This window comes from Pseudomonas marginalis, assembly GCF_008692035.1.
Taxonomy (GTDB): domain Bacteria; phylum Pseudomonadota; class Gammaproteobacteria; order Pseudomonadales; family Pseudomonadaceae; genus Aquipseudomonas; species Aquipseudomonas marginalis.
In genome coordinates this window covers 2,228,736-2,241,120 of record NZ_VTFG01000001.1, presented here as the reverse complement: position 1 = coordinate 2,241,120, position 12,385 = coordinate 2,228,736, and the positions used below count along the sequence as shown (strand labels likewise).

The window sequence follows — 12,385 nt, the reverse complement described above, 5'->3', positions numbered from 1 at the left end:
TGCCCCCGATGGCGTCAGACCAGGCGCCGCTTACTTCGGCCCCATAATCTTCGCCAACTTCTCCGGCGACGGCGCCCCTTGCTGTTGCTGCAAGCCGCCCTTGTCATCCAGGTAGAAAATCGCCGGCGTCGCCGACAGTTCCAGCTCATCCATCAACTTCATATTGGCATCGAGCTTGGCTTCGATGTCCGCCGGGATCTTGGCCAGCGCCTGCAATTTGCTGCCCTTGCCGGCGGCTTCGTGTTCTTCCAGGGCCTTTTGCGGGTCCTTGGCGGCGAACAGGGCGGCCGACTTGGCGGCGCTGTCTTCGCGGATGATGCCGACCATGATGTGGCGCAACTGCACCTTGCCGGCTTTTACCCATGGCCGCGCCTGTTCCCAGAACATGTTGCAGTACGGGCAGTTGGGGTCGCTGAACAGGTAGACGATGCGCGGGGCGTTTTTGTCGCCGTCCTGGATCCAGCTGCTTTTTTCCATTTTGGCCCAGACTTCCTTGGCCATCGGCGCGTACACCAGTTTTTCCAGGGGCGCGCTGCTCAGGTCATTGCCCTGGGCGTCGTACAGGTTGCCGGCGATCACGCTCTTGCCGTCGGCGGTCAGGTACAGCGCCATGCCGCGGTTCTGGTATTGCGCGGCGTAGCCGGTGAGGCCGCTGGGGGCGTCGAACTTGCCGAGGATTTTGGCGCCTTTGGCTTCGATCTGTTTGATCGGTGCCGGCCAGTTTTCGGCCTGGGCCAGGGAGGCCGCCAGCGTCAGCGGCAGCAGGGTCAGCAGGTGGCGGAGGCGAGGCATGTCGGTTTCCTTGTGGCGGCAGGGGCGGTGTCGAAGGGTTCCATGGCACGGGCCAGGCTGGCCTGGGACAACTCGCCCAGGTGGCTGTTGATCAGGCGCCCGTCGGCTTGGTAGAACAGCGTGGTGGGCAGGGCCATGGAGCCCACGGCCTGGCCGAGGCGGCCGCTGGCGTCGAACAGCACGTTGTCGAGGGTCAGGCCCTGGGTGGCGAGGAAGGTGCTGACGCTTTGCATGCTTTCGGCCTGGTTGACGAACAGGAAGGTCACGTCGGGGCGCATGCGCTGGGCGTTTTCCAGCACCGGCATTTCGCGGCGGCACGGCGGGCACCAGGTGGCCCACAGGTTGATCACCAGCGGACCGCCCTGGTAATCGGCCAGTTGCACCACTTCGCCATTGGCGTTGCGCAAGGTGATGTCCGGCAGGCGTGTGCCTTTTTCATACACGCTCAAGGACAGGCTGGTCATGCCCCAGAACACCAGCCCGGTGATGACCCCGGCGCTCAGGGGCTTGCGCAGCGCCGGGCGACGCCAGCCATAGAGCAGTGCACCGAGGATCAGGGCGACGATACCGGGCCAGGCGAGAAAACCGCCGTCGCGCAGGTCGACCATCTGCAGCCAGTCGTTGCTGTAGTAACTCCAGTACATCAGCACGAAGCTGACGCGGGCCGCCAGCATGCCCAGCAGGAACAGGCTGAACAGCACCGATTCCGGATTTTCACCGCCACGCTTGGCCACGCGCCAACCCACCAGGGTGGCGAGAATCAACGCGCTGATCAGCAGGATGTGATTCAGGGCGATGGCGAAGGTGCCGATGGTCAGGGTCAGCATCAGAGGGCGTCCCGGGCGTGAGTCCAGCGTTGCAGGAAGGCGGCGGCATCCACTTCGCCGGTGATGCGCTGGGCGCGGCGTTCCTCACCGTCAGGGCCGATCCACACGAAGCTGGGCGGCCCCGGTACCTTGTAGCGGCCCAGCAGTGCGCGGCTGGCGGCATTGTCGGCGGTGACGTCAAGGCGCAGCAGACGTACGTCCTTCAGCGCATCGAGCACTTCGGGTTTGCCGAACACCTGTTTTTCCATGATCTTGCACGACACGCACCAGTCGGCGTAGTAGTCCACCAGCACCCATTGGCCCTGGGCCTTGGCGCTGTCGAGCTGGCCTTGCAGCACAGCGGGGTCATTGATAGTCATGAAGGCTTCGTGGGCGCTGGGTGCGGCAGTGGACCGCGAGCCGCTGTAGACCTTCAACGGTTGCCACAGGTCATCGCTGCCACCCGCAGCACCCACCAGCAGCAGGCCGCCCCACACCCCCACGACCACGGAACCGGCGCCGAACAGCATGGCGACCCGCCCGAAATCCTGGGCCAGGCGCCAGCCGCAGTAGGCCATGGACATGGCCAGCACGCCCCACAGGCCGAGCCACAGGCTTTCGTCGATCACCGGGCGAATCATCAGCACGGCGGTGGCCAGGAACAGGAAGCCGAAGATGCCCTTGAGCACATTCATCCAGGTGCCCGGCTTGGGCAGGAAACGGTTGCCCACGGTCACCAGCAACAGCAACGGCACGCCAATGCCGATGCCCATGGCGAACAGGATCAGGCCGCCATGCAGGGCATTGCCGCTCTGGGCGATGTACAGCAATGCACCGGCCAGGGGCGCGGTCATGCACGGCCCCACCAGCAGGCCGGACAGCGCGCCGAGCACCCCGGCGCCGACCAGGCTGCCGCCGCTCTGGTTGCGGCTGACGTTATCCAGGCGATCGCGCAAGGCCACGGGCAGTTGCAGTTCGAAGAAGCCGAACATCGGCAGGGCGAGGATCACGAACAAGGCGGCGAAGCTGCCGAGGATCCACGGGGTTTGCAACAGCGCGGCGAGGTTGGCGCCGAGCAGGGCGGCGAGCACGCCGAGCGCCGCGTACACCAGCGCCATGCACACCACGTAGCTGCCGGCCAGGGCAAAGCCGCGACGCGGGCTGGCGCCACTGCCCACCACCAGGCCGGCGAGGATCGGCAGCATCGGCAACGAACACGGGGCAAACGCCAGCAGCAGGCCCAGGCCGAAGAACACCAGCAGGCTCCAGCCCAGGCTGCGTTGTTGCAGGCCACTGGCCAGGCTCTGGTCCTGGGCTTCGGCGGTGGCTGCAACGGCGGGGTTGCCGCCAAGGTCTACGCTGATCGACTGCGGCGGATAGCACAGCCCCGCATCGGCGCAGCCCTGCCAGCCGAGCTTGACCTGGCCGGTGACACCGGCGGGAATCTTCACCTCCAGGCCCTGGCGATACACTTCCTGCTCGCCAAAGAACTCGTCGCTATGGGCTTCGCCTTGTGGCAACACGGGCTTTTCGGCCAGGCCATCGAACTTCATGCGCTGCTTGTACAGGTAATAACCGTCGGCAATCTGCCAATACAGCTGGGTCTCGCCACTTTCAAGACGTTCGGAGGTAAAGGTGAAAGCCTTGCCCACCGGGAGGAAATCAGGTTTGGTCTCAAACGGATTGCCCGGCGCGGCCTGGGCGAACCCCGCGAATAACACCAGCAGAAAGGTAAACAGATGCCGCATGGTCAAGCCTTAGTTCGATGCAAGTGAGGCACACAATGTGTGGCGTTGATTAACCGATGATTAACCGGGCGCTATTCTAAAGTGTAGGGATTATCTGAGCTTGCATCTTTTCACGGCATAATCTGTGCTTAATCCGCTGCACTTTTAATCCCCCCATCTTTCATGAAGGGTTCAGCATGCACGTACTGGTCTGTGAAGACGACGAACTGATCGCCAGCGGCATCGTGGCCGGCCTCGGAGCCCAGGGCTTTACAGTCGAGCGCGTGGCCACGGCCGCCGCTGCGCGCGCGATGCTCAAGGCGGCGACCTTCGACATCATGGTGCTTGACCTCGGCCTGCCCGACGAAGACGGCCTCAAGCTGCTGCAACAGCTGCGCAGCCAGGGCCTGGAGATTCCGGTGCTGATCCTCACCGCGCGGGATTCGGTGACCAACCGTGTCGACGGCCTGCAAGCCGGTGCCGATGACTACCTGCTCAAACCCTTCGACCTGCGCGAATTGGCCGCACGCCTGCAAACCCTGCTGCGCCGGATGGCGGGGCGCAGCGTCAACCTGATCGAGCACGGCCGACTGACCTACGACCCGAGCAGCCGCGAAACCCTGTTGGGCGGCCAGCCGGTGGACCTGTCCCGACGTGAACAGGCGCTCTTGCAGGCGCTGCTGCACAACAAAGGCCGGGTGCTGTCCAGCGAGCAACTCAAGGACAGCGTCTACGGCTTCAACGATGAACTGGAAAGCAACGCCCTCAACGTGCATATCCATCACCTGCGGCGCAAGTTGGGCAATGGCATCGTCGAGACCGTACGCGGCCTGGGTTATCGCCTCGGCCCGGCAGACGATGGCGAGAACGTTTCGTGAAAAGCCTGCGCCTGCGCCTGACGTTCAAGCTCGGCGCCGCGTTTGTGCTGATCTGGGCCCTGGCGGCGGCCTGGATGCTCAACGACCTGCGCAACCAGATGATGTTCTCCCTCGACCAGCGCCTGGTGGCGTCGGCGCGCATGGTGGCGGGCCTGACCGAGCAGATGCCGGGCCTGGCCAGTGTCAGCGGCGGCGCGCATTTCAGCGCCGAGCAACTGAATGTGCCGGGGGGCATGGCGTGCCAGGTCAGCTCCTTGCGCGGGGAAATCCTCGCCCGCAGCCATACCACGCCGGATGAGGGCCTGGAGTCGCGCAAGAGCGGCTTTCGTGACCAGGTCATCGATGGCGTGGGCTGGCGCAGTTTTACCCTGTCCCGTGGCGACCTGTTGATCACCACCGCCGACCGCCAGGTGGAGCGCGAGGCGCTGAACCTGTCGATCCTGCTCGCCGCCTCGGTGCCGGTGGGCGTGGCGATGCTCGGTTGCCTGTGCCTGTTGTGGCTGGGCATCGGCCAGAGCCTGCTGCCGCTCAACCGCATGCGTGACGCGCTGATGCGCCGCAGTGCCGATTCCCTCGAGCCGTTGCAGATCCACCCGCTGCCCAGCGAGCTCAAGCCGCTGCTCGACACCCAGAACCAACTGCTGCAACGCATCGCCAAGACCATCGAGCGCGAACGCCGCCTCACCGGCGACGCCGCCCACGAGCTGCGCAGCCCGCTGACGGCGATCAAGACCCACCTGCAAGTGGCGCGCATGACCGAAGGCGCGGCCCGCGACCAGTCCCTGGCCCATGCCGAGGAGGGCGCCGACCGCTTGCATCGCACCCTGGAGCAATTGCTGCTGTTGGCGCGGGTGGAAGGCAGCCTGTCATTCGACGATGGCGTGCAGTCCAGCGCCGAGGAAGTCGCACGGCTGGCGATCCAGGATGCGAATGCCGGCGATAATGGGCGTATCGACCTGAACCTGGCGGATAACCTCAGCGAAACCCCGGTGGACATGCCGGTGGGCCTGGCAGTCGCCGCCCTGCGCAACCTGCTGGACAACGCCCTGCGCCACACACCCGCAGACACACGGGTGGAGCTCAGCGTGTTTACCGCCGCCGACCACGTGATCTTCCGCGTGCGCGACCACGGCAAGCAGATCTCCCCCGAAGACCTGCAATACCTCACCCAACGCTTCTGGCGCAATGGCAACAGCGAGGGCTGTGGCCTGGGCCTGGCGATCGTGCAGGCGATCGTGCAGCGCTGTTCCTGCTCATTGAAGTTCGACAGCCAGGTGGATGGCCTGCGCGTTGACCTGGGCATGCCGTTGCGGCGCTGACCGCGTTCTTTCACGTGCCAAATAGTTACCGCCCGCTTGAGGTGCAAGCCTTCAGGATGGCGGTAATTTTTTTGCGCTTGAACGGGCCGAAAGACTCGGCCTGTATTGAAAAGGACGGTTCTTATGTTGGTCATCGATACCAGTTTCCCCGCCAGGGATTTCAACGAACGTCACGGCGAACCCGTGCGGCAGGTGATCCTGCATTACACCGCGGCCCCGTTCGCCTCCTCCTTGCGCACCCTCACCCGTAACGGGGTCAGCGCGCATTACCTGCTGCCGGATCCCCATGAGCCCGGCTACCGCGCCGCCGGGTATGACGAGTTGCGCGTGTTTCGCCTGGTGCACGAAAACCAGCGCGCCTGGCATGCCGGGGCGAGCCACTGGGGTGGGCGCGATAACCTCAACAGTCGGGCGATCGGCATCGAAATCGTCAACCTGGCCCGGGATGACGGCGGCATATTCACCTTTCCCGCGTACGGCCAGGAGCAGGTGGCGGTGTTGATCGCATTGCTTCGCGACATCCTTGGGCGTTACCCGCAGATCGGACCGGCCGACATTCTTGGGCATTCGGACGTGGCGTACTGGCGCAAGAGCGATCCGGGACCGCGCCTGCCGTGGCGCGGTTTGTTCGAGGCGGGAGTCGGGGCGTGGTTCGACGAGTCGACGCGGGCCATGTACCAGCGCCGGTTTTGTGTCGGGCTGCCGCCTGAAGTGGAGGTGGAGCGGGCATTTCAGCGCTATGGCTATAAGCCGGCGCAGAATCGCCAGGCGTTCGAGCAGCGCACCCGGGCGTTTCAGATGCACTTTCGGGCGCGGGATTATGGTGGTGTGTTGGATGCCGAGACCTGCGCGATCCTGTATGCCTTGAACGAAAAATACCGCGGACTTTGATCTCATCCATCAGTCAACCATCACTGCCCCCTAAATCCTTTTCTCGCTGGTGCGTCTCCAGAACAGGAAATCCGTGCGCATGCCCTTGGGCCAGACGCCAACGGATCGGCAGTTTGGTCACCATCATCCGCGTATTGAGGGATCGAGAGATGTCAGTCGCTACCAGCCGTATCGAAGATACCCAGGTGCATGAAACGCTTTATCAGTTCGACGAAAGCCCGCTGCTGGCCCGCCAGCGCCAGCAGGAATCCAACGCCCGCAGTTACCCACGGCGCATTCCCCTGGCGCTCAAGCGCGCCAAGGGGATCTACGTGGAAGACGTGGAGGGTCGCAGTTTCATCGACTGCCTGGCCGGCGCCGGCACCCTGGCGTTGGGTCACAACCACCCGGTGGTGATCCAGGCCATCCAGCAAGTGCTGAGCGACGAACTGCCGTTGCACACCCTGGACCTGACCACGCCGGTCAAGGACCAGTTCGTGCAGGACCTGTTCGGCCTGCTGCCGGCGGAGTTGGCGCGGGAAGCCAAGATCCAGTTCTGCGGCCCCACCGGTACCGATGCCGTGGAAGCGGCGTTGAAATTGGTGCGCACTGCCACGGGGCGCAGCACGGTGCTGTCGTTCCAGGGCGGTTATCACGGCATGAGCCAGGGCGCGTTGAGCCTGATGGGCAGCCTGGGGCCGAAAAAACCCTTGGGTGCCTTGCTCGGCAATGGCGTGCAGTTTTTGCCATTCCCTTACGACTACCGTTGCCCGTTCGGTCTCGGCGGCGCAGAAGGCGTGCGGGTCAACCTGCATTACCTGGAAAACCTGCTCAACGATCCTGAAGCCGGGGTGTTGCTGCCGGCGGCGGTGATTGTCGAAGTGGTGCAGGGCGAGGGCGGGGTGATCCCGGCCGATCTCGACTGGCTGCGCGGCCTGCGGCGTATCACCGAACAGGCCGGCGTGGCGTTGATTGTCGATGAGATTCAGAGCGGTTTCGGCCGTACCGGCAAGATGTTTGCCTTCGAGCACGCCGGCATCATTCCGGATGTGGTGGTGATGTCCAAGGCCATCGGCGGCAGCCTGCCGTTGGCGGTGGTGGTGTATCGCGACTGGCTCGACACCTGGCTGCCGGGCGCCCATGCCGGGACATTCCGTGGCAATCAGATGGCCATGGCGGCCGGTTCGGCGGTGATGCGCTACCTCAAGGAGCACGACCTGGCCGGCCATGCGACCGCCATGGGCGAGCGCCTCGGCGAACACCTGCGCATCCTGCAGCGTGACTACCCGCACCTGGGGGATATTCGCGGGCGCGGGCTGATGCTCGGTGTGGAACTGGTGGACCCGGACGGCACCCTGGATATCCAGGGCCACCCGCCGGTGCATCGCCAGCTGGCGCCGCTGGTACAGCGCGAATGCCTCAAGCGTGGCCTGATCCTCGAGCTGGGCGGCCGGCATGGCAGCGTAGTGCGCTTCCTGCCGCCCCTGGTGATCACCGCTGCCGAGATCGACCGCGTGGCCGAGATCTTCGGGCGCGCCCTGGCGGCAGCCGTCGCCAGCCTCTAATTTTTTGGCGTGTTGGTACGTTTCTACAGATATCAGCGCTGCGCATGGTGCGCAGCCAGCCTTTGAGCGATGGAGAACAGCAATGACCTCAGTATTTGACCGCGACGACATCCTGTTTCAGGTAGTGGTCAACCATGAAGAACAGTATTCCATCTGGCCCGACTACAAGGCCGTGCCGGAAGGCTGGCGCACCGTGGGCAAGAGCGGCCTGAAGAAAGAGTGCCTGGCCTACATCGAAGAAACCTGGACCGATATGCGTCCGTTGAGCCTGCGCCAGAAGATGGACGGCGCAACGCTGGCCTGACGCAAAACCTTCAGTAGGCCGGCCTGTTATGGTGGGCGGGCCTGTTGTGGCAAGCAGGCTTTTTGTGGCAAGCGGGCTTGTTGTGGTGAGCGGGCTTGCCCCGCGCTGGGCTGCGCAGCAGCCCCAAAACCAGCCGCTGAGTTATGTCTGATACACCGAGTGCTTCTAGAGTGGGGCTGCTTCGCAGCCCAGCGCGGGGCAAGCCCGCTCACCACAACAAGCCCGCTCACCACAATAAGTTCACCACAAACCACAACAAGCTCATCACATTCGCCCTGACCTTACGCGTTCTTGTCCTTCTCCAACCCCCCCGCAGCCCCCGTCACCACCTGCACACTCAAGCGCGGCGTGGCCAGGTCCAGACCGGCTTCATCCAGATGCCGCTTCAGCGACAGGTTGAACGCCCGCGACACTTCCCACTGCTTGATCGGCGCCGTCTTGAAGCGCGCGCGCAGGATCGCACTGCCTGACTCGAAGCTTTCCACCCCCTGGATCTCCAGCGGCGACCAGATATTGCGGCGTTGCAGCGGATCGTTGCGCATTTTCTGGCCGACATCGCGCATCAGCTTGATCGCATCGTCGATTTCCATGTTGTACGGGATCGCCACCCGGAAGATCGCATAGCCGAACTCCCGCGAGTAGTTCTTGATGCTCTTGATCTCGCTGAACGGGATGGTGTGCACGATGCCGTCAATGTCGCGCAGGCGCACGGTACGGATGGTCAGGCCTTCGACGGTGCCGAGGTGGCCGCCGACGTCCACGTAGTCATCGATGGCCAGGGAGTCTTCGATGATGATGAACAGGCCGGTGATCAAGTCGGCCACCAGTGACTGCGCACCAAAACCGATGGCCAGGCCGATCACACCGGCACCGGCCAGCAGTGGCGTGACGTTCATGCCCATGTTCGCCAGGGCGACGATGGCGGCGATGATGAAGATGGTCACGAACAGCACGTTGCGGATCAGCGGCATCATGGTCTGCGCGCGGGCATTGGCCAGGCCTTTGCGCGAGCGGGTGAGGGCGTGATGGATGGCGGTGTCGCTGAGGATCCAGATCAACCAGGCAAATAGCAGCGTGCCGCCCAGGCCGAACAGCTTGACGCTGATTTCATGGCCGTCGCCTTCGGTAAAGCGGATCAGCGACAGGCCCCAGACCCGCAGCCCGAGTTCGATAAACACCAGCCACACCACCAGGTGGGCGAGGGTGTAGACGAAGCTTTTCAGGCGTTCGGAGTACAGCGCATGGCGCTTGTGCCCCCGTTGCGGCTTGAGTGCGTGGCGCCGCACCAGGCCGTTGATCACCATGCACAACACCAGCAACACCGTGCACAACAGCGACTGGCGCAGGGCGGTGCTGGTGTCGCCGGCGGAGACGAAGGTGGCGAACAGCGAGATGCCCACCAACAGCAAGGCGGGGATGTACCAGAAGGTGCCGACGATCTCGATGGTGTCGCTGAGGGCGCGGCGGGTCAGGCGGCGCGACAGGGGCTGGTTGCGGATCAGGTGGGCGATCGGCCGTCGGAAACGCAGGATGAACACGCCGGTGGACAGCGCGGCCATCACATTGGCGACGGTCGCTGCGGTGTGGGCCAGGTGCTGGCCGAGCGCAGCCACCAGCCGCGGGTCGCTCAAGGCTTCACCGAAGGCGGCAAAGCTGCCGATCCACCACAGCGGGCGGAACGCCTGGTGGCGCAGGATATACAGCGCGCGGTGGCGGTGCGGGCCGTCGAGCAGGGAGAAGGCAATCACGCAGATCGCCGAGAAACAGGTGCCGACCACCAGCGCATACGCCAGCACCATCGCCAGGGATTTGCCCAGGGACGAGGGCAGGGCGTAGCTCAGGTAAACCGTGATCACCAGCGCGATCAGCCAGGGCCCCAGCTTGCGCAGGGCGAAGCGCAGCATGTCCCAGGTACGCGGGTGTTGCGGCAACTCCTCGGGCAGGCCGAAGCGCTCGCGTACCCGGTGGCTCAGCCAGATCAACGCGGCTGCCAGCAGGCTCCATACCGCGAGAATCACTGCAAAGCCGAAAATGATCGGCAGCCATTCGCTGGCCGGCAGCATCAGGGCGCTGAGTTCGTCCTTGGCCAGGTCGATTTCATTCGACCAGCGCCCCAGCGGGCTGTCGGCGCCGGAGAACTGCTGCTCCAGGCCCGACAGCGTACTGCCGATCAGCCCGAGCACGCCTTGCTCGGCGGCGGGCTGGGCCTTCTGGGTAGCGGCGCGCAGCTTCTTCAAGTCGCTCAGCAACTGGGTGCGTTGCTGGTCGTTTTCCAGGGTCTTGATCACCTCGTCCAGCGACTGCCCCAACGGCACGTCGGCCTGGGGTTGGGCCTTGGTGGTGCCGAGCAGCCCGGGCAGGCCCACCGCTTGGGCGGACGAGAGCGGCAGCAGCGTGAGCAGGGCGATCAGGAAACAGCAGGGCAGGGCAAACAGACGGGAAAGCACGAGGCGGTCAACCTTGGAAACGACGGGTTGAGCGAGTGTACGAGTGCAAGCGTCATTCGGCCAGTTTGGCGAGGATCTTGTACACCACGGTGCCCAGGATCAGCAGCATGCCGACCCACATGCCGAACACGCCGAGGGGCTTGTCGCGGAAGTTGAAGCCGACGGCGAGCATGATCATGCCGATCAGGATAGGGATAAGCATGGCGTGGAAGGAGGACATGGAGATCATGGGGCGACGGCCTTGTCGGAGTGGGAATACTGACAAGTCTAGGTCGGATTGCAGGAAATGCAGGTGATGCAGATCAGGTGGACGTAAACCAAATGTGGGGGGCAAGTGCGAATCGTCGCACCGCCCCTCCCACATGTTGACGACATCCAGTCCTGGTCTTAGGGCAGGTCGTGGCTGGCGTAGAACGCGCCCAACACCTTCACCAGATGCGCCAGGTCATGGCTGCCGCACAGTTCACGAATGGAGTGCATGGCAAACGTCGGCAAACCGATATCCACCGTACGCACACCCAGGTGGCTGGCGGTGATCGGGCCGATGGTCGAGCCGCAGCCCATGTCGCTGCGCACCACGAAGCTCTGCACCGGCACTTCCTGGGCCATGCACAGGTGACGGAAGAACCCGGCGGTTTCGCTGTTGGTGGCGTAGCGCTGGTTGCTGTTGACCTTGATCACCGGGCCGGCATTGAGCTTGGGGCCGTGGTTGGCGTCGTGCTTATCGGCGTAGTTGGGGTGTACGCCGTGGGCATTGTCGGCCGACACCAGCAGGGATTTCTGAATGGTGCGTACGAATTCATCACCTTCAGGCAACAGGCGACGCAGGGTCTGTTCCAGCATCGGGCCGTCGGCACCGCAGGCCGAGCAGGAACCGACTTCCTCGTGGTCGTTGCACACCAGCACGCAGGTTTCGTCGCTCTCGCTGGTGAGCAAGGCTTGCAGGCCGGCGTAGCACGACAGCAGGTTGTCGAGGCGTGCGCCGGCGATGAAGTCGCCGTTCAGGCCGATGACGGCGGCGCTCTGGGTGTCGTAGAAGCTCAACTCGTAGTCGAGTACCACATCGGCGTTCAGTCCATGCTCCCGTGCCAACTGCTCGGTGAGCACGGCACGGAAGTCCACGCGTTCATCACCGGCAAATTGCGCGAGGATCGGCGGCAATTCGGTCTGGGCATTGATCGCCCAGCCCTGGTTGGCTTCACGGTTCAGGTGAATGGCCAGGTTGGGGATGATAGCGATGGGCAGCTTGAAGTCGATCAGCTGGCTTTCGACCTTGCCGTCACGGCGGAAGGTGACGCGGCCGGCCAGGGACAGGTCGCGGTCGAACCACGGCGCCAGCAGCGCGCCGCCGTAGACTTCCACGCCGAGTTGCCAGAAGCCCTGGCGTTGCAGCTCAGGCTGGGGCTTGACCCGCAGGCACGGGCTGTCGGTATGGGCGCCGACCAGGCGAATCCCACCTTGCAACGGCGAATGGCGGCCGAGCTTGAAGGCGATGATCGAGGAATCGTTGCGGGTCACGTAATAGCGACCGTTGGCTTCGGTGGCCCAGGTCTCGCGCTCGTCGAGGCGCTGGAAACCGGCCGCTTCCAGGCGCTGGGCCAGGGCGGCGGTGGCATGAAAAGGAGTAGGGGAGGCCTTGAGGAAGTCGATCAGGCCTTGATTCAACGCTTCGCGCAT

At 64.1% G+C, this 12,385-nt stretch carries 11 protein-coding genes; 5 read left to right on the top strand and 6 right to left on the bottom strand.

The window, feature by feature from the left end:
* Window positions 1-30 precede the first annotated feature (30 nt).
* The 3 genes from dsbG to dsbD are packed head-to-tail and all read right to left on the bottom strand — an operon-like array spanning window position 31 to window position 3,346.
* Window positions 31-792 (bottom strand): thiol:disulfide interchange protein DsbG, encoded by a 762-nt coding sequence (gene dsbG / locus FX984_RS10445; protein WP_092355146.1) that lies wholly within the window; start codon window positions 790-792, stop codon window positions 31-33.
* Window positions 768-1,619 (bottom strand): TlpA disulfide reductase family protein, encoded by an 852-nt coding sequence (locus FX984_RS10440; RefSeq protein WP_065927226.1) that lies wholly within the window; start codon window positions 1,617-1,619, stop codon window positions 768-770. The genes dsbG and FX984_RS10440 overlap by 25 nt, the downstream gene beginning before the upstream one ends.
* Window positions 1,619-3,346 carry a protein-disulfide reductase DsbD gene (gene dsbD / locus FX984_RS10435; protein ID WP_027603900.1) on the bottom strand — a complete coding sequence of 576 codons (1,728 nt, stop codon included), beginning with the start codon at window positions 3,344-3,346 and terminating at the stop codon, window positions 1,619-1,621. The genes FX984_RS10440 and dsbD overlap by 1 nt, the downstream gene beginning before the upstream one ends.
* 176 nt (window positions 3,347-3,522) lie before the next feature.
* Between dsbD and FX984_RS10430 the strand changes: the two genes are divergently transcribed.
* From FX984_RS10430 to FX984_RS10410, 5 genes are all read left to right on the top strand, one after another.
* Window positions 3,523-4,203, top strand: coding sequence for a response regulator (locus FX984_RS10430; protein ID WP_027603901.1), 681 nt, complete (start codon window positions 3,523-3,525; stop codon window positions 4,201-4,203).
* Window positions 4,200-5,522: an ATP-binding protein gene (locus FX984_RS10425; RefSeq protein ID WP_027603902.1), complete on the top strand. Its 1,323-nt coding sequence runs from the start codon at window positions 4,200-4,202 to the stop codon at window positions 5,520-5,522. Before FX984_RS10430 ends, FX984_RS10425 begins: the two co-directional genes overlap by 4 nt.
* A 123-nt stretch (window positions 5,523-5,645) precedes the next feature.
* Complete coding sequence (locus FX984_RS10420; RefSeq protein WP_146476708.1) at window positions 5,646-6,413, top strand: N-acetylmuramoyl-L-alanine amidase; 768 nt, start codon at window positions 5,646-5,648, stop codon at window positions 6,411-6,413.
* Between the two features lie 149 nt (window positions 6,414-6,562).
* Window positions 6,563-7,957, top strand: a complete 1,395-nt coding sequence (locus FX984_RS10415) for an aspartate aminotransferase family protein (RefSeq protein WP_146476707.1) — start codon at window positions 6,563-6,565, stop codon at window positions 7,955-7,957.
* Window positions 7,958-8,039: 82 nt separating this feature from the next.
* On the top strand, window positions 8,040-8,261 hold the full coding sequence (locus FX984_RS10410) for an MbtH family protein (protein ID WP_027603905.1): 222 nt from the start codon (window positions 8,040-8,042) through the stop codon (window positions 8,259-8,261).
* A gap of 281 nt (window positions 8,262-8,542) precedes the next feature.
* On the opposite strand, the gene FX984_RS10405 is transcribed toward FX984_RS10410, so the two are convergent.
* The 3 genes from FX984_RS10405 to FX984_RS10400 form a co-directional block, all read right to left on the bottom strand.
* Complete coding sequence (locus tag FX984_RS10405) at window positions 8,543-10,708, bottom strand: mechanosensitive ion channel family protein (RefSeq protein ID WP_146476706.1); 2,166 nt, start codon at window positions 10,706-10,708, stop codon at window positions 8,543-8,545.
* 52 nt (window positions 10,709-10,760) lie between these two features.
* A complete protein-coding gene (locus tag FX984_RS32460; RefSeq protein ID WP_016970148.1) occupies window positions 10,761-10,937 on the bottom strand; it encodes a hypothetical protein in 177 nt (58 codons plus the stop codon).
* A gap of 158 nt (window positions 10,938-11,095) precedes the next feature.
* Window positions 11,096-12,385: a M18 family aminopeptidase gene (locus FX984_RS10400; protein WP_027603907.1), complete on the bottom strand. Its 1,290-nt coding sequence runs from the start codon at window positions 12,383-12,385 to the stop codon at window positions 11,096-11,098.

Excerpts from the sequence above, each read along its gene's own strand:
- FX984_RS10400 (WP_027603907.1), bottom strand. The coding sequence starts at position 12,385 with ATGCGCGAAGCGTTGAATCAAGGCCTGATCGACTTCCTCAAGGCCTCC.
- FX984_RS10420 (WP_146476708.1), top strand. The coding sequence starts at position 5,646 with ATGTTGGTCATCGATACCAGTTTCCCCGCCAGGGATTTCAACGAACGT.
- FX984_RS10410 (WP_027603905.1), top strand. The coding sequence starts at position 8,040 with ATGACCTCAGTATTTGACCGCGACGACATCCTGTTTCAGGTAGTGGTC.
- FX984_RS10430 (WP_027603901.1), top strand. The coding sequence starts at position 3,523 with ATGCACGTACTGGTCTGTGAAGACGACGAACTGATCGCCAGCGGCATC.
- dsbG (WP_092355146.1), bottom strand. The coding sequence starts at position 792 with ATGCCTCGCCTCCGCCACCTGCTGACCCTGCTGCCGCTGACGCTGGCG.
- dsbD (WP_027603900.1), bottom strand. The coding sequence starts at position 3,346 with ATGCGGCATCTGTTTACCTTTCTGCTGGTGTTATTCGCGGGGTTCGCC.
- FX984_RS32460 (WP_016970148.1), bottom strand. The coding sequence starts at position 10,937 with ATGATCTCCATGTCCTCCTTCCACGCCATGCTTATCCCTATCCTGATC.
- FX984_RS10440 (WP_065927226.1), bottom strand. The coding sequence starts at position 1,619 with ATGCTGACCCTGACCATCGGCACCTTCGCCATCGCCCTGAATCACATC.
- FX984_RS10415 (WP_146476707.1), top strand. The coding sequence starts at position 6,563 with ATGTCAGTCGCTACCAGCCGTATCGAAGATACCCAGGTGCATGAAACG.